Genomic DNA, 19,506 nt, shown 5'->3' on the forward strand with positions numbered 1-19,506 from the left:
GATGACAGCTACTGAGATCACAGGCGTTGACCTCCTCCTGCGGCCCTCGACGTGGACGCCCGCCCAACGCGTCGCCCAACTGCTCGCCGACAAGAACGAGTGGGGCTGGACGCTGGAGTTCGTCGAAGCCTCCGAGTTCGGCGCGGTGCACGTCGTCGGGCCCGACGAAGACCAGCCCGGGTACGCCGACGTCGCCGACTACCTGATCGCCCGCCGCTTCCGTGCGGTCTGCGGGCGGGTCATCTCCCGCGGCCCGCTCGACGGATACCTCGGCGCCTGGGCCGACGAGCGACTGTGCCGACGATGCCGGCGGGCCTTCGGCGACGACTCGTGGCTGATCTTCGACGACAACAACGACGAGGTGCAGCCAGGCGACAACTGGCGCATTCGGCAGCACAAGCTCGTCCAGCGAGAGGAAGACTGACGTGCACATCCTGCTGTCCGGCATCGTCGGGTCGACCGCCTACGGGTTGGCCGGACCGGACTCCGACGTCGACCGGCTCGGCATCTTCGCCGCCCCCACCCAGGAGTTCCACGGCCTACACAGGCCGAAGGAGTCCGTCGTCACCACCGCGCCGGACAAGACCATGCACGAGGCCGCCAAGTGGGCCCGGCTCGCCCTCGGCTGCAACCCGACCGCGATGGAGCTGGCCTGGCTGCCCGACCATCTCTACGAGGTGCGCACCACGCTCGGCGACGAGCTGATCGAGATGCGCAGCACCCTACTGTCCGCGCCGCGCGTGCGCGACGCCTACCTCGGGTACGCCGTCAAGCAGTTCCAGAAGCTGCAGAACCGGGGCGACGGCACCTTCGCGTCGGACCTGCGCAAGCGGACCGCCAAGCATGCCCGGCACCTCGCCCGACTCGCCCACCAGGGCGCCGAGCTGTACAAGACCGGGCACCTGCGCATCGAGCTGGAAGACCCGCAGTGGTACCACGACTTCGGCAACCAGGTCGCAGACGGCGACATCGACGCGGCGGCGCGTCTGCTGGCCGGCGCCGAGCAGTGGATCAGCAGCGGGCGGTCGCCGCTGCCCGAGCGCGCTGACGAGGGCCCGATCGAGGCGTGGCTGCGCCGGGTGCGCCTGGCATGCCTGGCGGAGGCGTGATGGCCCGCCACTTCCTGACCCTGAGAAGCTGCGACACCTGCGGAAGGTGTGCCCGATGACCGCCGTTGACATGGCCGAGGCGGCCATCCGCCAGTTTCCGTTCGACAACTACGGCCTGGACGAGGTCGACGTCCTGCTCCACGACAGCCCGGACGCACAGGAGTGGGTCTCCGACCTCGCCGGCTGCGTCGTCACCGCCCTGCAGGACCTCGGATTTCGGGACGCCAGGGTGCTGGAGCGGGCCGGTTCGCCGCTGTGCGACTGCGAGCCGCACGTCAATCCTCCAACCAGCCCGGCCACCGGCGCGCTGCTGGACCACCACTGCGGCTGCACCGCCGTTGCGGTCGCCGCAGCGCTGCTCGGCGCCTACTCCCGCACGGAGCACGCGGCCCAGTGCGCACACGGCACCGAGCTGGACCACCTGTACGAGGAGATGCTGTGAGCCGCGTCGAGCGCACCGTGACCGAGTTCCGCGGCGCCTGGGCCTGCCTGTCGAACTTCGACCTAGCCCCGCACGTCTGGGAGCAGATCGAGTACCCCACCACGGAGCACTCGTTCCAGGCGGGGAAAACCCTCGACATGGGGGAGCGGCTCTGGATCGCCTCCGCGCCGGACCCCGGCGAGGCGAAGCGGCGTGGTCGGAGCGTCCGACTGCGGCCCCACTGGGACGTCGACGCTCGATTCCGGGTCATGGAGGAAGTTCTCCGGGCCAAATTCGGCGCCCACCCGGACAAGGCGGCAGTCCTGGTGTCCACCGGCAACGCAGTGCTCGTCGAGGGCAACACCTGGCACGACAACGTCTGGGGCGACTGCCATTGCGGTCAGCGGGCGACGTGCCACGAGCCCGGCCGCAACCACCTCGGTCGCCTGCTCATGGAACTGCGTACCGAGCTGGTCACTGGTAGGGCCGCCCGACCATGGCCCTACCGGATCGTCTGACCACCCCCCAGGCGTGGACTGGCCGCTCCCGTGGGGCTCGGGATCATCCCGAGCCGCGCGGTGGCCGCCAGGCCAGAGCAAAGACGAGAGGAGCTGACCAGCCGTGAGTGCGGTGGTCTACATCAGCATCGGCAACTCCGATGACAAGCTGAGCCAGGCCGAGTGGGCCGAGTTCGTTCGGCGCGTCGAGTACGTCGTCAACGTGGCAGCCGACGCGCGTGGCGGCCACATCCACGGCAGCTGGAGGTCCGCCTCGGACACCCCGTGGCAGAACGCCTGCTGGGCGCTGCAGCTCCCGGAGGACCTCCAGGTCACCCGGAACCTGAGCCGCAACCTCGCCTACCTGGCCGGCGAGTTCAAGCAGGACTCGATCGCCTGGGCGCTCGCGCCCGAGACCACGTTCATCGCCGCGGTGCCGGCATGAGCAAGCGCAGCTCGACGGTCAAGCTGTCGACGGCGTTTCTGGCCCTCGCAGCGACGGTCGGGGCCAGCGCGCTGGCTGGCTGCTCGACCGGGCCCGACGACAGGGCGTACTGCGGCGACGACGACCGCCAGGTCCTGGCAGCCGAGGAGTGCGAGGACGACGACACCGTGGGCGTGATCTACGTCGGCCCGTACGTCGGCGACGGCGACGGCAGGCGCTACAAGGTCGGCGACCGACTGCCAACCACCAGTGGCGAGCGCAAGGTGCAAGCCAACGACGGCACTGGGCGAACCCGGGTCGGACTTCCTGCCCGCGGCGGGTTCGGCGGCAACGGCGCAGCGGTAAACGGCAGCAGCGGCGGCTGAGAGGCGCGCTGGCTGCTCCCGTCGGGCTCGGACATGCCGCCGAGCCCGCGCGGTGGCCGCCAGGCCAGAGCTACCAGAAAGGGAGATCATGATCGAGACGACCAGTGCCACCACCGACTGGCGGGCGCACGCTCCCGTCTGGGGCGAGCCGCTGTCCGGCGAGGAGCACGCAAGCCGATCCATCCGCGCCTGCGCCGCCTGCTGCTGGGCGAAGAGCCCCACCGACTACAGCGTCTACGCCTTCGCGCGCCACACCGCCGACGTCGGCGCGCCCGACTACATGGTCACCTACTGGAAGTCGTGGGCGAGCATCGTGGAGGGCGCCGGTCAGATCGACCGCGACGCCGTGGCCCGCGAGCTGAGCGACTACAGCATGGTGATGGATGGCGCCAGCACGGTGTACTCCGAGTTGGCCGGCCTGTCGAAGCCGAACACCGCCCCCGGCTGGATCCTGCAGGGTGCCGAGGAGAAGTACCGCGAGATCCATGCCGACCTGATTCTCAACGACCTCCTGCCGCAGCTCGCCGACGAGGAGTCGAGGCGTCTGGTCATCGCGTACGCCGAGTCCCTGCAAGAGGGCGCATGGGAGCAGCACCAGGAGTCGCAGCGCATCATGGAGCGGCTGCGCGCGACCGCCGGGACTGAACGCTGATGAGCGAGGCGAGGTTGGGCCCACACGTCCTCGTCGTGAGCGAGGTCGACGGCAAGCGGTGGCACGTGATCGAGTGCCCGGGCGTCACCGACGCCTGCAGGGCCTGGGTTGACTGCCCGCAGCGGGACGAGGAGCACAACGACGACGCGCTCGAAGACGACCCGGTGGCGCACGGCGTCGAGCACCGATGGATCGACGGGGACTGGATGGTCCGCACCGACGACTGCCTGGTGCGAACCCACATGTACGCGGGTGAGATCGCGGCGGAGTTGAACCTCCCGCCGGGCCGCCACCCCGTGGGCCACGACTTCGGCGACGGCACGGAGTACGAGCTTTCCGTGCTGGATCCGGCCGGGGCCGTGCCGTGAGCGAGGCGATGGCGCGAGCCCACGCCTGCGACCTGTTCGACTCAGTTCTGAGCGGGCTGGAGTGGGGCGAGATGCAGGCGCACCTTCGCCGCGAGACGGGGGAGGTGCCGAGCCAGGAGGACGTGGCAGCGGTGGAGGACGAGTGGCTCAGGGTGCGCGACTACCTGGCCAGGCGGCGGCGACGGCTGGAGCGGGAGGCCGGTGCCTGACCCGATGCCGGGCCGGCCGGCACGGCCGTGGTGTCCCACGTGCCGCAGGCCAACCGGCCCGGACTGCCCGAACAGCTCCCCGTCGCCCCGGCAGGTGCGCCAGCGGCTGCGCAAGGAGGTGGAGCGGCTCGCGCTCGACAGCACAAGGAAGGACGCTGATCATGAAGACTGAACTGAGGGTGGAGTGGCCAGGGCGGGTCGTCACCTGGGAGGGCGACCTGCCGGTGCTGCCAGAAGGTCACCTGGTCACGTTGCCCGAGGTGGCCGCCGCGCGGATCGTGGTCAGCATGGTCCACCTCAACGCGGATGGCTCCTCGCTACAGGTGCTCGTGTGTCGATGACCGACGCCGACCGGGTCGTGCTCGCAATCGTCGGCAGCGTGTCGTTCGTCGACGTCACTGCGCTGGATGTGGCCGCCGAGATCGTCGAGGGCACATTCGCGCGTCGGCGCCCCGACGTGGTGGTGTCCGGCGGGGCCGACGGAATCGACACGCTCGGCGTCGTCCTGGCCAAGAAGCACGGCATCCCGTATCGCGAGTACCTGCCGAAGGTGCGTCGCTGGTCCGGCCCGGGAGGCTTCCAGGAGCGCAACCTGCTCGTCGCCGGCGACTGTACCCGCATCCTGCGCATCGCCTGCCGCTGGTCGAAGACCTACGGCTCCGGCTGGACCACGGACCAGGCCGAGAAGCGGGGCGCGACCGCCTGGCGGGTCATCCTGCCGCGCACCGTCGAGCGCGGCACGCTGCAGGCGAGGTTGCGGCACGAGGAGGTGGTCAGCGCGCGGGTCGAGGGCGGCAAGGTCGTCGAGGTGACGCCGCACGGCGGGCCGGAGCGATGGGCCGGCCGGCACGTCGACGACCTCGTGCGCGAGCTGCAGGCCGGCCGGCTGCCGGTGCGCTGGATCCCGGCGCCGCCCCGGCGACCGCGGCCGTGGCCGCAGGTGCGCGCCGAAATGGGCCTCGACGAGCAGCGCGTCGGCGTGCACCGCAAACAGATGCTCGCCGAGGTCGAGGAATTTCGACGACACGAGGAGCGTGGCGGCCAGCACGGCTAGCAGCACAAACGAAGGGCGGTCGCCAGTAGGTGGCCGCCCTTCGCGCGCCCCGTAGCGCCGGGTGACCCGAATAAATGTTTGCACCCGTGGGCCGCATCGACCTACCTTGAGATCAACGAAGAGCCACGGAACCAGGAGAGCCACCATGCAGCGCACGCACATCAGCGAGTCGAAGCGGTCCATGCCGCTCGGCTACGTCGTGCTGCCCGCGTGCATCGGGCGAGCCTTCGACGAGCAGTGGAACACCCAGACGCTGGGCAGGTGGCGCGGCTAGCGCCCCGCAAACGCGGAAGCCGCCCACCCAGCAACGGGGAGGGCGGCTTTTTTGGTACCCGAAACAACTGCATAGGGGTGTAGCTCAGCGGAAGAGCAGCGGTCTCCAAAACCGTGTGTCGCAGGTTCGATCCCTGTCACCCCTGCTTCGGTCCCGACCACGGCCGGCGACCACGATGGTTCTCAACTCCACAGTGGATGGCATGTAACACCCGGCCGTCGGCGTTCGCGTCGACGGCCGGCGATGGGGATGTAGCTCAGATGGAAGAGCGCCGCCTCGGCAGGGCGGAGGCCACGGGTTCGAGTCCCGTCTTCTCCACGTGCACGCCCGTGAAGCTCAGGTGGAAGAGCGCTGGCCTGAAAAGCCAGAGGGTGCCGGTTCGACGCCGGCCGCGGGCACAGGTTCGCCGGATCCGACCTCGGGAAATCCCGCTGTGCCAGCGGTGGGAAGAACTGGGGGAGGCAAGGCGGGGGCTGGACTGGCATCCGGCTGGCGCGGTAGCTCAATTGGCAGAGCGGCCCCGCAGAGGGGGCAGGTTCCGGGTTCGAGTCCCGGTCACGCACGTTGGCGGGTCCGGGGGCGCGCGACCCCGGTCCCCGCCAGCTCCATGGGTCGTTGGAGCAAGTTGGCAGCTCACTCGGTTCTCAGCCGAGAGGTTAGGGGTTCGAGCCCCCTACGGCCTACGCAAGATCACCTGCGGCTGTAGCTCAGTGGTAGAGCTTCTGACTTCCACTCAGCAGGCCGGGGTTCGATTCCCCGCAGCCGCTCGGCAAAACGGAAGCGGGCCGGCAGGGCGGAGTAAAACCCCGCACTGCCGGCCCGGCCGGAAGTCTCGATCACGCTCAGGCGGCGAACGGCGAGTCCACCTTCTTGTGGACCTTCTTGCCATCGTGCGCAAGGTAGGCGGCGACCACCTCCCGCGGGATCCGCCCCTTGTCCGAGGGCTCCCGCAGGTCCAGCACCTTGTAGTTCTCCCGCCACCAGCGCCGCTGCTCCTGCAGCTGCCGCGGGTCAGTCCGAGCCGGGCCTCGACCGACGCTGGGAAGGGCACGGACCACACCGGTCACCCGGCGACCAGCCTTGACGTACGGCTTCATCAGGTCCCTGAGCTTGTCGCGCTCCGAGGCGCTCAGGTCGATCTCGTACCGGATGCCGTCGATGGCGAACGGGACGGTGCCCGCCCCAGGCTTGCCGGTGATGTCCTCGCCAGTGATGTCGTCAGTCATGATCACAAGCTGCTGCCGAGCCATTTGTCCCCCTGGGATGCAGCGGAGTGTCTCACTCCGTCTCAGACAGTGTGGCTCACAAAGTAGCCGACGCTGAGCGGATCATCAAGGCAAGGAGCCTGATCAGGGGCCAAGGACCAAGCCCCGGTAGCCCAACACGGAAGAAGGCGCCGCCCTCAAAAAGCGGACAGTGCGGGTTCGAATCCCGCTCGGGGCACCACACCAATGCCGCCGTAGCTCAGGTGGAAGAGCGCGTCCTTGGTACGGACGAGGCCCGGGGTTCGACTCCCCGCGACGGCTCCATGCGGCTGTAGCTCAGTTGGTAGAGCGCCGCCTTGCCAAGGCGGAGGTTCGCCGGTTCGAACCCGGTCAGCCGCTCCAAGCACCACCGGCACAAGCAGAAAGGAGGGCCCGGTGGACGCCGTTCTAGTCCTGAACGCCGACCTGGGACCGCTGCACCGGGTCCCCGTCAAACACGCGATCCGCATGCTCATGCGCCAGGTCGCCGAGATCCACGAAGCCGAGCCCGACCGCCGCCTCGGCGTCTTCCCAATGCCCAAGGTCCTCAGGTTGGTGCGGTACGTCGTCACGAAGTGGCGCTACGCCCGCGGCCCCGCCTGGAGCAAGGCGGGAGTGCTGCGGCGTGACGGCCGCCGGTGCGGCTACTGCCCCGCGCCGGCGACCACGGTCGACCACATCCTTCCCCGCTCGCGGGGCGGGCGGAACACCTGGCAGAACACGATCGGCGCCTGCTACGCGTGCAACCAGCGCAAGGCGAACCTGACCCCCGCCGAGGCGGGCATGCAGCTGCTGCGGCAGCCGACGGTTCCCGCCTGGTCGAGCATGATGCAGCGCTGATCACGGCCGGCGGGACCGCGGACCCGCCGGCCACCCTTCCCGGGTCGTCTAGTCGGTAAGACGCCGCACTCTGGATGCGGAGAGCTGGGTTCGAATCCTGGCCTGGGAGCGCGATGCCCTCGTAGTCCAACTGGCAGGAGACGTGGTCGTGAGGCGGCCAACAGTGCCCGTTCGAATCGGGCCGAGGGCACCTAGCCGGCGTAGCTCACCAGGTAGAGCACCGACCTTGTAACTCGGAGGCAACCGGTTCGAGTCCGGTCGCCGGCTCCATGCCAGCGCAGCACGACAGGTGGTGCGCGCCCCTCGTAAGGGCGAGGTAGGGCGTTCGAGTCGCCCCGCTGGCTCTCCGCGCCGACGTAGCTCAACGGCAGAGCGTCCGGCTCATAACCGGAAGGCATCCGGATCGACACCGGGCGTCGGCACCACGCGCTCGTGGTGGAACTCAGGTAGACACGCCGGTCTCAGAAGCCGGTGCCGAAAGGCGTGGGGGTTCGACTCCCCCCGAGCGCACGCAAGGCCGAAGGCGGAGTGGAGCCGCCGCCCCGGGGCACCCGGGGAGAACCGGTTCAACTCCGGACGGCCGCGCCATGGGTTGAGTGCTGGTGCACAGCGTCGCTTTGCAAGCCTCGCGTGCGGGGTTCGATCCCCCGTCGATCCACAACGGCCGGCCGGCCAGCCCGTGGCCGCAGGCTCGCTTCAGCGCGGGGGCGAGCCGGACGCGAGATCGGGCCCCTGCGGGGAAGCAGCGCCGAGCCGGTTGCCGCGCACCTGGTGTCGTAGCTCAACTGGCCAGAGCACCGCCCTGTCGAGGCGGGGGTTGCGGGTTCGAGTCCCGTCGACGCCGCGCAGCAAGATGATGGAGGGGTGGCATGAGCGGTCGATGGCGCTGCCCTGCTAAGGCAGTACGGGGGCAACCTCGTCCCGGGTTCGAATCCCGGTCCCTCCGCTCCAAGCCGTCGTGGCCCGCGTGGTAAGGGCGCCGAGCTGATAACTCGGAGGTAGCGAGGTTCGACTCCCGCCGACGGTACCGAGCCCCCGTAGCTCAGCGGATAGAGCACCGGATTACGGATCCGGGTGTCGCAGGTTCGAATCCTGCCGGGGGTACGCAGAGGAGCGCGAAGAGCGGTAGCCACGCCGACCACCCACCGCCCATGCTCCTGGGGCGGCGCGCACCTCGCCATCGGGATGTAGCTCAGGTTGGTAGAGCACGCGGCTGGGGGCCGCGGGGCCGGCGGTTCAAGTCCGTCCATCCCGACCAGTTGCCGGACCCCGAGGCGGTGTGTACCGTCCCGGCCCGAAAGCGATCGAGAGGATCACGGTGGCATCCCAGACCAAGCTCCACCAGATCAACGCCCTCGTGAAGGGGTACAAGCCGCAGGCCAGCCGAGCCCTCACGGACGCGCACCACGCCTCCCAGAAGGGCCAGCCCCTCGCGGGAATCTCCCGCACCTACCAGCCGTTCTCCGACGACGAGCGCGAGCAGCTGCCGGAGGAGTCGACCCGAGTCCAGATCAACATGGACGAGGTGATCGCCGACGCATCCCGCGCGCTGACCCGGCTGTTCGACCTGCAGCTCACGCAGGACGCCAGCAACGCGGTCGCGAAGGCGAACGTCGTCGTCGACGGACAGGTCCTCATCCAGGACGCGCCGGTGACGTATCTGCTCTTCCTGGAGAAGCAGCTCACCGACTGGCGGACCTTCGTCGACAAGCTGCCGACCCTCGACCCCTCCGAGACGTGGGAGCTGGACCGCGAGCGGGGCTGCTTCCGATCCGCGCCGGCGCGCACCCAGAAGATGAAGAAGGTGCCACGCAACCACGTGCTGGCCGAGGCGACGGACAAGCACCCGGCGCAAGTTCAGCTGTACCACGAGGACGTTCCGGTCGGCATCTGGACGACGATCAAGCTCTCCGGCGCACTGGAGGCCGAGCGCGTGAAGGAGCTGCGCCGTCGCGTCGACGCGCTCCTGGAGGCCGTGAAGGTGGCACGCGAGGAGGCCAACAGCGCCGCCGCGGTCGAGCGCAAGGCCGGCGCCGACGTGTTCCGCTACCTGCTCGGGTAGCCCCAAGACACCCCCTGGAGCGGGGGTAGCGCGAGAGCGCACAAGGTTGAGACTGCTCGTCAGGCTCATCAAGCGGCGGTTCCAGTGGGGGTTCAAATCCTCCTCCCGGCTCTCCATGCCGGGGTAGCCCAACGGAAGAGGCAGGCCGCCGCGAATCAGGCTGAGGCTATCGCTCCAGACTCAGCACCTCACCAATCGCCAGATCGACCGACCACCACCAAGCGCCACCGAGATGCCGGTTCGAGTCCGGTCTGCCGCTCCAACATGCGGCGGTAGCTCAATGGCAGAGCGCGGAGACATCAGCATCGGGGTGGTCTTAAACGCCGCTGGCGTGTCAACGGTGAACAACTTGGGGGGCCCGGCGAAGGGTATCGCCGGGCCTCCGCCAACGGGGCGTAGCGCACGTGGGAGCGCACCGGTTCGATGTGGGGCTGGTTCAACTCCGGCCGCCCTGACCAACGGGTACTAGCTCAGCTTGGGAGAGCGCCGCGTTCGGGACGCGGAGGTCGGGGGTTCAAGTCCCTCGTACCCGACTCGTGGAGAGACCAGCCGACAGATGGCGACGGCCACCGCCTCGAAAGCGGTTGGGGTGAAACAGCCCGTAGGAGTTCAACCCTCCTTCTCTCCGCCAAGCCTCCGTAGCTCAGAGGAAGAGCAGCCGGCTCTTAACCGGCGGGTCGGGGTGTCGGAATCCCCCGGGGGCACCATGCGCCGGTAGCTCAGAGGCCAGAGCTGCGGACTCTTAATCCGTAGGGCGCGAGTTCGAATCTCGCCCGGCGTACGCAGGCCCCGCTAGCTCAGCGGATAGAGCAGCTGCCTCCTAAGCAGCAGGCCGCTGGTTCGAGTCCAGCGCGGGGCGCAGCACGTTGCCGCCGGCGCCTGATGGCCGGGCTCCGGACTTTTAATCCGGATTGCGGGGGTTCGATTCCCTTCGGCGGCACTAGCGGAGTAGAGCAGCTCGGAGTGCTCGCTGGGCTCATAACCCAGAGGTCGCCGGTTCAAATCCGGCCTCCGCTACGGCGGCCGGCCGTGGCCCTCGCGCCGCGGCCGGCCCACCCCATGCCCCGGTAGCTCAGGGGGAGAGCGCTGCTTTGACAGAGCAGAGGTCCGAGGTTCAACTCCTCGTCGGGGCACGTCATGGAGCCGTCGACTAACTGGCAGGTCGCCGCCCTTTCAAGGCGGATGGTGCGGGTTCGAACCCCGTCGGCTCTACTCGTGCGGCGCCGTCGAGCGCTGCTGCCATTCCCTCGTAGCTCAAGCTGGCAGAGCAGGCGGCTGTTAACCGCAAGATTCCTGGTTCGAGCCCAGGCGAGGGAGCGATGGAGGGGCCGGTGGACACGGAAGCGCCGTTGGAAGCGGCGCAGGGGGTGCGAGCCTCCTCGTGGGTTCGAATCCCACCCCTTCCGCGCTCAGTACAGTGGTGATCGAGCGCAACGAGGGAGCGAGCATGGCCCAGCAGGCGAGCCAGGTCCTGGACGTGGAGGGCGACCTGTTCGCCGCGGACGTCGACGCCCTGGTCAACCCCGTCAACTGCGTCGGCGTGATGGGCAGGGGCCTGGCGCTGCAGTTCAAGCAACGCTTCCCTGCCAACTTCGCCACCTACCGCGAAGCCTGCCAGGAAGGCCTGGTGCAGCCAGGCAAGGTGCTAGTCGTCCTGGCTCGCCAAGATCGACACCGCTACGTGATCAACTTCCCGACGAAGAGGCACTGGCGGCAGCCGTCGCGAATCGAGGACGTCGAGGCCGGCCTGCGGGACTTGGCGCGGAGCATCCGCGCACTCCGCATCAGTTCGGTGGCTTTGCCAGCGCTCGGCTGTGGCCTCGGCGGCCTGCAGTGGAAGGACGTACGGCCGAGGATCGAGGAGACCCTCGGCGCAACCGGAGCCCGGGTGCTGGTGTACGGCCCCTGCTCCTAGGACATGCCCGTGTAGCTCAGGGGTAGAGCGGCGCTTTCACACAGCGCAGGCCGGGGGTTCGAAACCCTCCGCGGGTACGGCTCCTGTGACACATGGGATTCACGCGGGCGCTGAAGGCCCTAGTAGGGTGGTGTGTCATGGGCGCCCATGGTGGCAGTAGCGCAGAGGCAGACGCGCCGGTCCGTGGAACCGGAACACGCGGGTTCGATTCCCGTCTGTCACCCGAGGATTGCTGGCTCGCCGGCCTGCTCGAAGGGGAGGGGAGCTTCATGCTCTTCGGGCACAGCCCGCGGATATCAATCCAGATGACCGACCGCGACATCATCGAGCGGGTGGCCGAACTCTGGAAGGTGTCCGTCGCGAGCATCCGGCCCCAAAAGGAGCATCACAAGCAGTCCTTCAGGGTCATCTTGAAGGGGGCGCGGGCGGCTCAGCTGATGCTGCATCTTCGCCCCCTGCTTGGACAAAGGCGGCAGGCGCAGGTCGACCGCGCTGTGGCCGGCTGGGAGGCTCGGCCGCGCCCGTTGCGCACACCCTCCGAAAAGGAAGCTGAGGAGATCGTCGCCGCAGTCCTCGCCGGAGCGGAGCCCGTCCCTGCAATCGCCGCCCGGCACGGGATCCGGCGCGAAAGCGTCTACCGCATCGTCCGGCGACATCGCGCCGCCGTCGAAGCGTAGGGCCCTCGAATCCCCCCCCGGTCACACCAGCAAGGACCCCCGCGTCCGTGGGGGGAAACGCGGGGGCTGCGGCCACCGTAGCTGATCTCCGGGCGCTGCGCGCGTCCGACCCGAGTGGGTGCGCCACCGATGGCGAGGTGGGCCTGGCTGTAAACCAGGTGCGTTCGCGCTCAGGGGGTTCGAGTCCCTCCACCCACACCAAGCTGGCGCAAGCCGGCGCCTGCCCGCGTGGCGCAGTGGATAGCGCATCGGCTTCCGGAGCCGGGTGTCGGGGGTTCGAATCCCTCCGCGGGCACATCAGCGCCGCTCCGGCCTGCCGAGGTCGAGCGCTTCGTCCAGCGACGGCGCCTGGCAGGTGACCCGAGCCCACTCTCGGCCGAACCCTCCAGGTCGCACCTTCATGGTGAGGTCAAACTGGAGCGCGGTGTCGTGCGCGGGGAGGAAGTCGGCCTCCAGGTGGCCGTACCAGATGACCGTCGTCGGTTGCTCGTCGTGGCCGAACTGGATGAGCAGTTCCTGGCGGCCGTCGTCGAGCGGGGTCAGTTGGAGCTTCGTTACCGGTACGCCCATGTACCTGAACGATAACAACGCACGGTCGTGTGCCCGAGTGGCCAGGGGGCGGTCTGCAAAACCGCGTACGCCGGTTCGAATCCGGCCACGGCCTCGATGTCATCCGCTGTGGTCTTTGCGGGCGGGCGTGGTGCCCAGCTGCTGCTCATAACGGCGGCCGGCCCGGTTCGACACCGGGGCTCGCAACTCAATCGCAGGCACCCCTCGCGGCTCAGCGGGCGGAGTGCCCGACTCCGGCGGCCGTCTCACTGGCTGCGCTGCTGATGGTTCCGGCTCGCCTTCCACGTCCGGCCGTCGTGCCACTGGCGGACCTGCCATCGGGAGTAGACCGGACCGGTGGAGAGTTCGAGCAGTGGGCGAGGGAAATCGGGGTAGCGGGTCGTCCAGTTGCTCACCGTGGCGTTGCCGACCCCGAACTCGCTGGCGAGGTCGCCCAGGGCGGCGAGATCCTCCAGGTGCCAGTAGGCGGGCGGGGCGTGGTTCAAGCTCTGCCTCCTCTGTTCGTGACCGCATGCCGCCGAGCCCTCACAGGCAGGTCGCCTCCACGAACTTCCGGTAGGCGGCGTGGACGCCAGTGGCGGCCTTGGCTACCTTGCCGGCTTGCTCCCCGTCCAGTTTGCCATCGACGGTCAGCTGCAGGTTCGCCATCCCCACCTCGACGTTGTACTCGGCGACGGCTACGACTAGGTCCTTCGACGCCTGGTCGCCGTAGCCGGTGACTGCGTCCATGAACACCTTGCTGTCGTTCATCGTCCGCTTGAGGTCGACCTCGTCGAACTTCTGGACGTCTGCGGCGGTGGCCGGAACTCGATCGCCGTTCCAGGTGGTGTAGGCGCGCTCGACGTGGCCGCACTGCAGCGAGTTGCGCCGCCAGGACGAGGATGGGCTGGGGCTCGCGGCTGCGGTGGCGCTTGCGGTCGGGCTCGTGGCGGCGCTCGCACCGGGGGATGTGGGGGTGGTCGCGGTGGGCTCACTGTCGCTGCATCCGGCGAGCGCGACAGCGGCGAGCAGGGCGGCGACGAGGGGGAGTCGGCTGTTCATCGCGGCAGTGTCTCACTCCGCCTCGCAGGGCGGGGGTCTCGACGAACCACCGGGGAGTCGGGTGGGTGACACGTGAACTCGCGCCACTTTCGGAGGCGCTGTTAGCGTCGAGCCGCCTGCTGAAGTTCTGTTGGGTGGAACGCCTGGCTCTCGCTTTCCGGGTCGTCGCCGGTTCGAATCCGGCCAGCAGCACAGCTCGGAGAGCCGGGGTCGCGATTCGCGGCCCCGGCTCTTCTTCATCCCTAACCTGGAGGTCTCCGTGTCGCGGTGGACGGTGCTCAAGGAGCTGTACGCGGGCCTCGATGCCCGGATGCGGCCGGAGGACGTCGCGAAGCTGATCCTGGATGGCTTCGGCAACGAGATGCCTCGGTCGGAGCGGCAGCTGCTGGAGGGCGCGGTGCGCTCCTCGCGCGGCCGGTACTGGTACGGCTCGATGATGGCGGCCGACTTCGAACGGCCGGCCACCGCGCAGGGCAAGGTCGACGTGCTGCTGCGACTGCTCGACGACAGCGGGACGCAGGTCGACGGGGCGAGCCCGGAGCAGGTGCGCGAGCTGATCGAGTCGGTCGCTCACACGATCGACTGGCACCCGGGCGACGCGTTCAAGCACCGGATGACCCGGCAGGAGCTGAAGGAGTCGGGGCTGCATCTGTCGAAGCGGCAGTACAACCGGCTGCTGCGGCACCTGGCGCGCATGCACGACAAGGTGGAGCGCCTGGAGCGGCAGGTCGCACTGCGGGAGCTGCTGATCGCCGGCCGCAACGGCTTGGTCGCCGACATCGGCTTCGAGCAGTTCACCGGCGACCCGAAGGCCGCGTGCTTCGTGGCCTACTTCACGGCGCGGCGCAACCTGCGCCGGGAGTTCAGCCTGTCGGGCAAGGTCAACCCGTTCGACGAGATCGCGGAGATGCTGCTGCGCCGCTGCGTCGTCGACGAGGACACCAACTGGTGGATGATCTCGCGCGTCCACAGCAAGCCCGAGATCGTCGCCCGCCTCAGCAGGGCCGAGCAGGGCCAGCTGATGGGCCGCTGGTCGGCGCTGATGCGCTCGGCCGCGGAGCTGCTCGCCGGCGCGTGGAGCGACCAGGTGAACCGTCGGACCATGGTGGTGCGCCCGGGTATGGACTCCTCGACCTGGAACACGGTGGCCGCTGCGTACAACACCGCCCGGGCCGGCTGGATGAACGTCGTCTACGCCGTCGGCGCGGAGCGGCTCCTGGACGTCGCCTGCCCCGGCAAGGTCATGCGCGTCATGGCGGCCGACCTCGTCTACTGGCACACCAGCTCGGGCTCGAAGGTCGACCCGGACACCGAGGTCTGGGCGAGCCTGCCGCTGCCGTGGAAGGTGCTGCGCGGCGAGGAGCTGTGCAGCCGGGAGACGGTCGCGGCGGCGTGCCGGCGGGCGGGCCTCGACCCGGAGCTGAGCGGCTGGACCGCGCCGCGCGCCCGCGGCAAGGTGGCGAAGTTCGAGCCGACGCCCGAGCTAGTGCACGGTGTCACGGTCGCCGACCCGGCGTGGGGGGACATGCTGCGGCGCGCCGGCGCGTTCTCTGGCAAGCAGATCAAGGCCGGGTACGCCGGCGTGCTGGCCGTCGGGTTCCCGGTCGGCATGGTCACCAGCGATCTGCCGGGCATGTCGAGCACGGGGTAAGATCGCGTCAAACTGGTACGGTCGAGGACTCGACCGCGGGCGGCCCCGGGGCGTTTCTCCGGGGCCGTCGCCGTTGGCCCGTGTGCCCGTGTGACAAAGTGCGACAAGGCCAACATGCAGGCACGCAAGTCTCGATCGAGGACCCGAAGGCCGCTAAGGTCGGAAGGTCGGAGGTATTCGGCCGCGGCGAAAGTCAGGGGAGCCTCGCATGTCGGAGCAGGAGCAGTTCGCCCACCTTCACGTGCACTCGGAATACTCAATGCTCGATGGGGCTGCCCGACTGAAGGAGCTGTTCAAGGAGGTCGAGCGCCTCGGCATGAAGGCGGCGGCGCTGACCGACCACGGCAACATGCACGGCGCGAACGACTTCTACAAGCAGGCGATGGCCGCCGGCATCACCCCGATCCTGGGCGTCGAGGCGTACGTGGCGCCGGAGTCGCGGTTCCTCAAGCAGCGGGTGAAGTGGGGCCGGCCGGAGCAGAAGAGCGACGACGTCTCCGGCAGCGGCAGCTACACCCACATGACCATGTGGGCGGCGAACAAGACCGGCCTACACAACCTGTTCAAGCTCAACTCCCTCGCCTCCATCGAGGGTCACTACGTGAAGTGGCCCCGCATGGACCAGGACCTCATCGCCGAGCACGCCGACGGGATCATGGCCACCACTGGCTGCCCCTCCGGCGCGGTGCAGACCCGGCTGCGACTCGGCCAGTTCGACGAGGCACTCAAAGCCGCCAGCACCTACCAGGACATCTTCGGCAAGGACAACTACTTCCTGGAGCTGATGGACCACGGCATCGACATCGAGCGCCGCGTCCGCGAGGAGCTGCTGGAGATCGGCCGCAAGCTCGACATCCCGCCGCTGGTCACCAACGACCTGCACTACACGCACGCGAGCCAGGCCGAGGCGCACGACGCGCTGCTCGCGGTGCAGACCGGCAGCAAGCTCGACGACCCCGGCCGGTTCCGGTTCGACGGCGGCGGCTACTACGTCAAGAGCGCCGCCGAGATGTACGCCGTCGACTCCTCCGACGTCTGGACCCAGGGCTGCCGCAACACCCTGCTGGTGGCCGAGAAGGTCGACCCCACGGGGATGTTCGAGTTCTACAACCTGGCACCGAAGTTCCCCGTCCCCGACGGCGAGACGCTGGAGTCCTGGTTCCGCAAGGAGGTCTGGGCCGGACTGGAGGGCCGCTTCCCGAACGGCATCCCTGACACGCACCGCACCCAAGCCGAGTACGAGCTGGGCATCATCATCCAGATGGGCTTCCCGGCCTACTTCCTCGTCGTCGCCGACTTCATCGGCTGGGCAAAGGCCCAGGGGATCCGGGTGGGCCCGGGCCGCGGCTCCGCCGCTGGCAGCATCGTGGCCTACGGGCTCGGCATCACCGACCTGGACCCGCTGCAGCACGGCCTGATCTTCGAGCGGTTCCTCAACCCCGAGCGCGTCCAGATGCCCGACGTCGACATCGACTTCGACGAGCGCCGGCGCGGCGAGGTCATCAAGTACGTCACCGACAAGTGGGGCTCCGACCGGGTCGCACAGATCGCGACCTTCGGCACGATCAAGGCCAAGGCGGCGATCAAGGACGCCTGCCGGGTGCTCGGCTTCCCCTTCGCCCTGGGTGACAAGATCACGAAGGCGATGCCGCCGGCGGTCATGGGCAAGGACATCCCGCTGTCCGGCATCTTCGACCCGAAGCACCCGCGCTACGCCGAGGCCGGCGACGTCCGCACCCTGGTCGAGACCCAGCCGGACGTGGCTCGGATCATGGACGTGGCCAAGGGGCTGGAGGGCCTCGTTCGGCAGCTCGGCGTCCACGCCGCCGGCGTGATCATGTCCTCCGAGCCGCTGATCGACCACATCCCGCTGCTGCGCCGCGACTCGGACGGCACCATCCTCACGCAGTTCGACTACCCGACCTGCGAGTCCCTCGGCCTGCTGAAGATGGACTTCCTCGGGCTGCGCAACCTGACGATCATCGACGATGCGCTGCGCAACATCGAGGCCACCACCGGCGACACTATCGACCTGCTGAAGCTGCCGCTGAACGACAAGAAGACCTACGAGCTGCTGGCGCGAGGCGACACCCTCGGCGTGTTCCAGCTCGACGGCGGCGGCATGCGCACCCTCCTGCGGCAGATGAAGCCCGACAACTTCGAGGACATCTCCGCCGCCCTCGCCCTCTACCGACCCGGCCCAATGGGCGCCAACTCCCACACCAACTACGCGCTGCGCAAGAACGGCCAGCAGGAGATCACCCCGATCCACCCCGAGCTGGCCGAGCCCCTCGACGAGATCCTCGGCCCGACCTACGGCCTGATCATCTACCAGGAGCAGGTGCAGCGCGCCGCGCAGAAGCTCGCCGGCTACAGCCTCGGCCGCGCCGACATGCTCCGCAAGGCGATGGGCAAGAAGAAGAAGGAGGTCCTCGACAAGGAGTTCATCCCGTTCCGCGACGGCATGCGGAACAACAACTACTCCGACGAGGCCATCCAGACCCTGTGGGACATCCTCGTCCCGTTCGCCGACTACGCCTTCAACAAGGCGCACACCGCCGCCTACGGCCTCATCTCCTACTGGACCGGCTACCTCAAGGCCAACTACCCAGCCGAGTACATGGCGGCGCTGCTCACCTCCGTCGGCGACGACAAGGACAAGATGGCGCTCTATCTGTCGGAGTGCCGACGGATGGGCATCCAGGTCCTGCCGCCCGACGTCAACACCTCCGGCGGGCCGTTCACCCCCGTCGACGGCGACATCCGCTTCGGCCTCAGCGCGGTACGCAACGTCGGTGCCAACGTCGTCGCCTCGATCGTCGCCGCCCGCGAGGACAAGGGCGCCTACGTCTCGTTCGAGGACTTCCTACTCAAGGTCGACGCCGTGGCCTGCAACAAGAAGGCCATCGACGCGCTGATCAAGGCCGGCGGGTTCGACGCGCTGCCAGAGGCGGACACCCGCCGGGACCTGCTCGCCAACCACGAGCAGGCGATCGACGCGGTCATGGACACCAAGCGCAAGGAGTCCTTCGGCGCCATGGACCTGTTCGGCGAGCTGATGGAGGCCGGCGAGGTCGCCGGCATCGTCGGCTTCACCATGGAGCGGTCCGGCAAGGAGTGGCCACGCATGGAGAAGCTCGCCTTCGAGCGGGAGATGCTCGGGCTCTACGTCTCCGACCATCCGCTCTTCGGCGCCGAGAGGATCCTCAACGCCAACTGCGACCACGTCATCGCGTCGCTGCGCGACGAGGAGAACGCACGCGACCGCAAGCCGGTCGTGCTTGCCGGGCTCGTCTCCAAGGTCACGCGCCGCGTCACCAAGAACGGCGACCCCTGGGCGGTCATCGAGATGGAGGACCTCACCGGCAGCATCGAGGTGCTGTTCTTCCCCAAGGCCTACGAGCTGGTCGGGCAGTACCTCGGCGTCGACCTGGTCGTCAAGGTCGCCGGTAACATCAGCCTCCGCGACGGCGAGGTCAGCGTCTTCGGCTCCGACCTTGCGCTCCTCGACGTCTCCACCGTCACCAACGGCGGCGAGCCCGCGGTCCGACTGCGCACCCGCCTCGACCGCATCAACGAGAAGTTCGTCGGCGAGCTGAAGGAGATCCTGCACCGGCATCCCGGCAAGGCCCCCGTGGAAATGAGCCTGATCAAGCCCGATGGGCAACTGCGGCTCGGCTTCACGAACGTCACGGTCAGCAACGACCTGGAGCTGCGCTCAGAGATCAAGGTGCTGCTCGGCGCCGGGGGGATCGAGTGACCGACGGTGGCGGCTCCAACCTGCCGCTCATCGCCGCCGTCGTGGCCGATGCAGAGCAGAAGTGCCACCGCTGCCAGGGCGGGCTCTACCTGAGCGCCGAGGTACCGGCCGTCGGCATGCCCGGATGGCAGCGCATCACCCTGTGCCCCGTCTGCGACGCGAACGACCCGGCATCGCAGGACCTCATCGCGTTCTTCGCCATCCACAGCGTCGTCGACGAGCAGACCAACGACACGTTCACCCGGCTCGTCTACGACTGGCTCACAGCGAAGCGCCCCCAGGGCGTCAGCCCCGAGAAGTTCGAGGAGGACATCGCCGCCTGGCAGCAGGGGCTGTACGACGCATAAGGGGC

General features: G+C 68.8%; 23 protein-coding genes, 37 tRNA genes and 1 pseudogene. 57 read left to right on the forward strand and 4 right to left on the reverse strand.

All coding sequences use genetic code 11. The features are described 5' to 3' along the window. Position 1 precedes the first annotated feature (1 nt). The 18 genes from ACGF5G_RS07905 (at position 2) to ACGF5G_RS07990 (ending at position 6,161) form a co-directional block, all read left to right on the forward strand. Positions 2–424 (forward strand): hypothetical protein, encoded by a 423-nt coding sequence (locus ACGF5G_RS07905; protein WP_393260020.1) that lies wholly within the window; start codon positions 2–4, stop codon positions 422–424. Between the two features lies 1 nt (position 425). Continuing rightward, complete coding sequence (locus ACGF5G_RS07910) at positions 426–1,109, forward strand: DNA polymerase beta superfamily protein (protein ID WP_393260023.1); 684 nt, start codon at positions 426–428, stop codon at positions 1,107–1,109. A gap of 55 nt (positions 1,110–1,164) precedes the next feature. Further along, a complete protein-coding gene (locus ACGF5G_RS07915; RefSeq protein WP_393260026.1) occupies positions 1,165–1,551 on the forward strand; it encodes a hypothetical protein in 387 nt (128 codons plus the stop codon). Continuing rightward, the gene (locus ACGF5G_RS07920) at positions 1,548–2,048 is read left to right on the forward strand and encodes an NADAR family protein (RefSeq protein WP_393260029.1); all 501 of its coding nucleotides are present in this window, start codon (positions 1,548–1,550) and stop codon (positions 2,046–2,048) included. The genes ACGF5G_RS07915 and ACGF5G_RS07920 overlap by 4 nt, the downstream gene beginning before the upstream one ends. 103 nt (positions 2,049–2,151) lie before the next feature. Beyond that, entirely contained in the window at positions 2,152–2,472 is a 321-nt protein-coding gene (locus ACGF5G_RS07925) for a hypothetical protein (protein ID WP_393260032.1), read from the forward strand. Beyond that, on the forward strand, positions 2,469–2,837 hold the full coding sequence (locus tag ACGF5G_RS07930) for a hypothetical protein (RefSeq protein ID WP_393260034.1): 369 nt from the start codon (positions 2,469–2,471) through the stop codon (positions 2,835–2,837). Before ACGF5G_RS07925 ends, ACGF5G_RS07930 begins: the two co-directional genes overlap by 4 nt. Positions 2,838–2,925: 88 nt before the next feature. Continuing rightward, on the forward strand, positions 2,926–3,489 hold the full coding sequence (locus tag ACGF5G_RS07935) for a hypothetical protein (RefSeq protein WP_393260036.1): 564 nt from the start codon (positions 2,926–2,928) through the stop codon (positions 3,487–3,489). Continuing rightward, on the forward strand, positions 3,489–3,857 hold the full coding sequence (locus tag ACGF5G_RS07940) for a hypothetical protein (RefSeq protein ID WP_393260039.1): 369 nt from the start codon (positions 3,489–3,491) through the stop codon (positions 3,855–3,857). The genes ACGF5G_RS07935 and ACGF5G_RS07940 overlap by 1 nt, the downstream gene beginning before the upstream one ends. Continuing rightward, a complete protein-coding gene (locus ACGF5G_RS07945; RefSeq protein WP_393260042.1) occupies positions 3,854–4,066 on the forward strand; it encodes a hypothetical protein in 213 nt (70 codons plus the stop codon). Before ACGF5G_RS07940 ends, ACGF5G_RS07945 begins: the two co-directional genes overlap by 4 nt. A gap of 161 nt (positions 4,067–4,227) precedes the next feature. Further along, the gene (locus ACGF5G_RS07950) at positions 4,228–4,407 is read left to right on the forward strand and encodes a hypothetical protein (RefSeq protein WP_393260045.1); all 180 of its coding nucleotides are present in this window, start codon (positions 4,228–4,230) and stop codon (positions 4,405–4,407) included. Further along, positions 4,398–5,120, forward strand: coding sequence for a hypothetical protein (locus ACGF5G_RS07955; protein WP_393260048.1), 723 nt, complete (start codon positions 4,398–4,400; stop codon positions 5,118–5,120). Before ACGF5G_RS07950 ends, ACGF5G_RS07955 begins: the two co-directional genes overlap by 10 nt. Before the next feature lie 145 nt (positions 5,121–5,265). After that, on the forward strand, positions 5,266–5,394 hold the full coding sequence (locus ACGF5G_RS07960) for a hypothetical protein (RefSeq protein ID WP_393260050.1): 129 nt from the start codon (positions 5,266–5,268) through the stop codon (positions 5,392–5,394). Positions 5,395–5,467: 73 nt separating this feature from the next. Continuing rightward, positions 5,468–5,539 (forward strand) — tRNA-Trp (locus tag ACGF5G_RS07965). Between the two features lie 100 nt (positions 5,540–5,639). Beyond that, positions 5,640–5,712 (forward strand) — tRNA-Ala (locus ACGF5G_RS07970). Positions 5,713–5,719: 7 nt separating this feature from the next. Continuing rightward, positions 5,720–5,792, forward strand: a tRNA-Phe gene (locus ACGF5G_RS07975). 93 nt (positions 5,793–5,885) lie between these two features. Next, positions 5,886–5,958: transfer RNA gene (locus tag ACGF5G_RS07980), tRNA-Leu, on the forward strand. 45 nt (positions 5,959–6,003) lie between these two features. Continuing rightward, positions 6,004–6,077 (forward strand) — tRNA-Glu (locus tag ACGF5G_RS07985). Between the two features lie 13 nt (positions 6,078–6,090). After that, positions 6,091–6,161 (forward strand) — tRNA-Gly (locus ACGF5G_RS07990). Between the two features lie 75 nt (positions 6,162–6,236). Here the strand turns inward: ACGF5G_RS07990 and ACGF5G_RS07995 are convergent. Next, on the reverse strand, positions 6,237–6,644 hold the full coding sequence (locus ACGF5G_RS07995) for an Lsr2 family protein (RefSeq protein WP_393260053.1): 408 nt from the start codon (positions 6,642–6,644) through the stop codon (positions 6,237–6,239). Positions 6,645–6,761: 117 nt separating this feature from the next. Between ACGF5G_RS07995 and ACGF5G_RS08000 the strand changes: the two genes are divergently transcribed. The 34 genes from ACGF5G_RS08000 (at position 6,762) to ACGF5G_RS08165 (ending at position 12,427) form a co-directional block, all read left to right on the forward strand. Then, a tRNA-Leu gene (locus ACGF5G_RS08000) sits at positions 6,762–6,840 on the forward strand. Between the two features lie 7 nt (positions 6,841–6,847). Continuing rightward, positions 6,848–6,923: transfer RNA gene (locus ACGF5G_RS08005), tRNA-Thr, on the forward strand. A gap of 1 nt (position 6,924) precedes the next feature. Next, positions 6,925–7,001: transfer RNA gene (locus ACGF5G_RS08010), tRNA-Gly, on the forward strand. Between the two features lie 33 nt (positions 7,002–7,034). Further along, a complete protein-coding gene (locus ACGF5G_RS08015; protein ID WP_393260056.1) occupies positions 7,035–7,478 on the forward strand; it encodes an HNH endonuclease in 444 nt (147 codons plus the stop codon). 37 nt (positions 7,479–7,515) lie between these two features. Continuing rightward, a tRNA-Gln gene (locus ACGF5G_RS08020) sits at positions 7,516–7,587 on the forward strand. Positions 7,588–7,593: 6 nt separating this feature from the next. Further along, positions 7,594–7,668 (forward strand) — tRNA-Leu (locus ACGF5G_RS08025). A gap of 4 nt (positions 7,669–7,672) precedes the next feature. Beyond that, positions 7,673–7,748, forward strand: a tRNA-Thr gene (locus ACGF5G_RS08030). Positions 7,749–7,828: 80 nt separating this feature from the next. Continuing rightward, positions 7,829–7,903 (forward strand) — tRNA-Met (locus ACGF5G_RS08035). Position 7,904: 1 nt separating this feature from the next. Next, a tRNA-Leu gene (locus ACGF5G_RS08040) sits at positions 7,905–7,988 on the forward strand. A gap of 79 nt (positions 7,989–8,067) precedes the next feature. Further along, positions 8,068–8,136: transfer RNA gene (locus ACGF5G_RS08045), tRNA-Ala, on the forward strand. 112 nt (positions 8,137–8,248) lie between these two features. Beyond that, a tRNA-Asp gene (locus tag ACGF5G_RS08050) sits at positions 8,249–8,322 on the forward strand. Between the two features lie 14 nt (positions 8,323–8,336). Further along, positions 8,337–8,424: transfer RNA gene (locus tag ACGF5G_RS08055), tRNA-Ser, on the forward strand. 6 nt (positions 8,425–8,430) lie between these two features. Then, positions 8,431–8,505, forward strand: a tRNA-Ile gene (locus ACGF5G_RS08060). Between the two features lie 4 nt (positions 8,506–8,509). Continuing rightward, positions 8,510–8,582, forward strand: a tRNA-Arg gene (locus tag ACGF5G_RS08065). 77 nt (positions 8,583–8,659) lie between these two features. After that, positions 8,660–8,736 (forward strand) — tRNA-Pro (locus ACGF5G_RS08070). A gap of 60 nt (positions 8,737–8,796) precedes the next feature. Next, positions 8,797–9,540: a hypothetical protein gene (locus tag ACGF5G_RS08075; RefSeq protein WP_393260058.1), complete on the forward strand. Its 744-nt coding sequence runs from the start codon at positions 8,797–8,799 to the stop codon at positions 9,538–9,540. A 389-nt stretch (positions 9,541–9,929) separates the two neighbouring features. After that, a tRNA-OTHER gene (locus tag ACGF5G_RS08080) sits at positions 9,930–9,998 on the forward strand. Between the two features lies 1 nt (position 9,999). Further along, positions 10,000–10,073, forward strand: a tRNA-Pro gene (locus ACGF5G_RS08085). Between the two features lie 5 nt (positions 10,074–10,078). Further along, positions 10,079–10,171, forward strand: a tRNA-Ser gene (locus ACGF5G_RS08090). Between the two features lies 1 nt (position 10,172). After that, a tRNA-Lys gene (locus ACGF5G_RS08095) sits at positions 10,173–10,247 on the forward strand. Position 10,248: 1 nt separating this feature from the next. After that, positions 10,249–10,321: transfer RNA gene (locus ACGF5G_RS08100), tRNA-Lys, on the forward strand. Positions 10,322–10,326: 5 nt separating this feature from the next. Beyond that, positions 10,327–10,399 (forward strand) — tRNA-Arg (locus ACGF5G_RS08105). Between the two features lie 9 nt (positions 10,400–10,408). Next, a tRNA-Lys gene (locus tag ACGF5G_RS08110) sits at positions 10,409–10,480 on the forward strand. A 2-nt stretch (positions 10,481–10,482) separates the two neighbouring features. Continuing rightward, positions 10,483–10,557: transfer RNA gene (locus tag ACGF5G_RS08115), tRNA-Met, on the forward strand. A gap of 44 nt (positions 10,558–10,601) precedes the next feature. Beyond that, a tRNA-Val gene (locus tag ACGF5G_RS08120) sits at positions 10,602–10,673 on the forward strand. Between the two features lie 6 nt (positions 10,674–10,679). Beyond that, positions 10,680–10,752: transfer RNA gene (locus tag ACGF5G_RS08125), tRNA-Glu, on the forward strand. Positions 10,753–10,783: 31 nt separating this feature from the next. Then, positions 10,784–10,857 (forward strand) — tRNA-Asn (locus ACGF5G_RS08130). 4 nt (positions 10,858–10,861) lie between these two features. Further along, positions 10,862–10,946: transfer RNA gene (locus ACGF5G_RS08135), tRNA-OTHER, on the forward strand. A 41-nt stretch (positions 10,947–10,987) separates the two neighbouring features. Further along, entirely contained in the window at positions 10,988–11,455 is a 468-nt protein-coding gene (locus ACGF5G_RS08140) for a macro domain-containing protein (RefSeq protein WP_393260061.1), read from the forward strand. A gap of 5 nt (positions 11,456–11,460) precedes the next feature. Further along, a tRNA-Val gene (locus ACGF5G_RS08145) sits at positions 11,461–11,532 on the forward strand. Between the two features lie 73 nt (positions 11,533–11,605). Then, positions 11,606–11,678, forward strand: a tRNA-His gene (locus ACGF5G_RS08150). A gap of 82 nt (positions 11,679–11,760) precedes the next feature. Beyond that, positions 11,761–12,132 carry a hypothetical protein gene (locus ACGF5G_RS08155; RefSeq protein ID WP_393260064.1) on the forward strand — a complete coding sequence of 124 codons (372 nt, stop codon included), beginning with the start codon at positions 11,761–11,763 and terminating at the stop codon, positions 12,130–12,132. 114 nt (positions 12,133–12,246) lie between these two features. Beyond that, a tRNA-Tyr gene (locus tag ACGF5G_RS08160) sits at positions 12,247–12,333 on the forward strand. A gap of 21 nt (positions 12,334–12,354) precedes the next feature. Further along, a tRNA-Arg gene (locus tag ACGF5G_RS08165) sits at positions 12,355–12,427 on the forward strand. 2 nt (positions 12,428–12,429) lie between these two features. Here ACGF5G_RS08165 and ACGF5G_RS08170 read toward each other — a convergent pair. Further along, entirely contained in the window at positions 12,430–12,702 is a 273-nt protein-coding gene (locus ACGF5G_RS08170; protein WP_393260067.1) for a hypothetical protein, read from the reverse strand. Between the two features lie 23 nt (positions 12,703–12,725). On the opposite strand from ACGF5G_RS08170, the gene ACGF5G_RS08175 reads away from it, so the two are divergent. Beyond that, a tRNA-Cys gene (locus ACGF5G_RS08175) sits at positions 12,726–12,796 on the forward strand. Positions 12,797–12,947: 151 nt separating this feature from the next. On the opposite strand, the gene ACGF5G_RS08180 is transcribed toward ACGF5G_RS08175, so the two are convergent. Beyond that, positions 12,948–13,187 (reverse strand): hypothetical protein, encoded by a 240-nt coding sequence (locus tag ACGF5G_RS08180; protein ID WP_393260069.1) that lies wholly within the window; start codon positions 13,185–13,187, stop codon positions 12,948–12,950. A 40-nt stretch (positions 13,188–13,227) separates the two neighbouring features. After that, positions 13,228–13,743: a hypothetical protein gene (locus ACGF5G_RS08185; RefSeq protein ID WP_393260070.1), complete on the reverse strand. Its 516-nt coding sequence runs from the start codon at positions 13,741–13,743 to the stop codon at positions 13,228–13,230. Between the two features lie 114 nt (positions 13,744–13,857). Between ACGF5G_RS08185 and ACGF5G_RS08190 the strand changes: the two are divergent. The 4 genes and pseudogenes from ACGF5G_RS08190 (at position 13,858) to ACGF5G_RS08205 (ending at position 19,501) form a co-directional block, all read left to right on the forward strand. Next, positions 13,858–13,935: pseudogene (locus ACGF5G_RS08190) on the forward strand. A 67-nt stretch (positions 13,936–14,002) separates the two neighbouring features. Continuing rightward, positions 14,003–15,394 carry a hypothetical protein gene (locus tag ACGF5G_RS08195; protein WP_393260072.1) on the forward strand — a complete coding sequence of 464 codons (1,392 nt, stop codon included), beginning with the start codon at positions 14,003–14,005 and terminating at the stop codon, positions 15,392–15,394. Between the two features lie 208 nt (positions 15,395–15,602). After that, positions 15,603–19,154 carry a DNA polymerase III subunit alpha gene (dnaE, locus tag ACGF5G_RS08200; RefSeq protein WP_393260074.1) on the forward strand — a complete coding sequence of 1,184 codons (3,552 nt, stop codon included), beginning with the start codon at positions 15,603–15,605 and terminating at the stop codon, positions 19,152–19,154. Beyond that, positions 19,151–19,501: a DUF6300 family protein gene (locus ACGF5G_RS08205; protein ID WP_393260075.1), complete on the forward strand. Its 351-nt coding sequence runs from the start codon at positions 19,151–19,153 to the stop codon at positions 19,499–19,501. Before dnaE ends, ACGF5G_RS08205 begins: the two co-directional genes overlap by 4 nt. The last annotated feature ends 5 nt before the right edge of the window (positions 19,502–19,506 follow it).

It is taken from the genome of Micromonospora sp. NPDC047730 (genome assembly GCF_043204765.1).
Lineage (GTDB): Bacteria > Actinomycetota > Actinomycetes > Mycobacteriales > Micromonosporaceae > Micromonospora.

What these genes read in the sequence shown, in the direction of transcription:
- ACGF5G_RS07905 (WP_393260020.1), top strand. Translation starts at nt 2, where the DNA reads ATGACAGCTACTGAGATCACAGGCGTTGACCTCCTCCTGCGGCCCTCG.
- ACGF5G_RS07915 (WP_393260026.1), top strand. Translation starts at nt 1,165, where the DNA reads ATGACCGCCGTTGACATGGCCGAGGCGGCCATCCGCCAGTTTCCGTTC.
- ACGF5G_RS07930 (WP_393260034.1), top strand. Translation starts at nt 2,469, where the DNA reads ATGAGCAAGCGCAGCTCGACGGTCAAGCTGTCGACGGCGTTTCTGGCC.
- ACGF5G_RS07935 (WP_393260036.1), top strand. Translation starts at nt 2,926, where the DNA reads ATGATCGAGACGACCAGTGCCACCACCGACTGGCGGGCGCACGCTCCC.
- ACGF5G_RS07940 (WP_393260039.1), top strand. Translation starts at nt 3,489, where the DNA reads ATGAGCGAGGCGAGGTTGGGCCCACACGTCCTCGTCGTGAGCGAGGTC.
- ACGF5G_RS07950 (WP_393260045.1), top strand. Translation starts at nt 4,228, where the DNA reads ATGAAGACTGAACTGAGGGTGGAGTGGCCAGGGCGGGTCGTCACCTGG.
- ACGF5G_RS07960 (WP_393260050.1), top strand. Translation starts at nt 5,266, where the DNA reads ATGCAGCGCACGCACATCAGCGAGTCGAAGCGGTCCATGCCGCTCGGC.
- ACGF5G_RS07995 (WP_393260053.1), bottom strand. Translation starts at nt 6,644, where the DNA reads ATGGCTCGGCAGCAGCTTGTGATCATGACTGACGACATCACTGGCGAG.
- ACGF5G_RS08140 (WP_393260061.1), top strand. Translation starts at nt 10,988, where the DNA reads ATGGCCCAGCAGGCGAGCCAGGTCCTGGACGTGGAGGGCGACCTGTTC.
- ACGF5G_RS08155 (WP_393260064.1), top strand. Translation starts at nt 11,761, where the DNA reads ATGACCGACCGCGACATCATCGAGCGGGTGGCCGAACTCTGGAAGGTG.
- ACGF5G_RS08170 (WP_393260067.1), bottom strand. Translation starts at nt 12,702, where the DNA reads ATGGGCGTACCGGTAACGAAGCTCCAACTGACCCCGCTCGACGACGGC.
- ACGF5G_RS08185 (WP_393260070.1), bottom strand. Translation starts at nt 13,743, where the DNA reads ATGAACAGCCGACTCCCCCTCGTCGCCGCCCTGCTCGCCGCTGTCGCG.
- dnaE (WP_393260074.1), top strand. Translation starts at nt 15,603, where the DNA reads ATGTCGGAGCAGGAGCAGTTCGCCCACCTTCACGTGCACTCGGAATAC.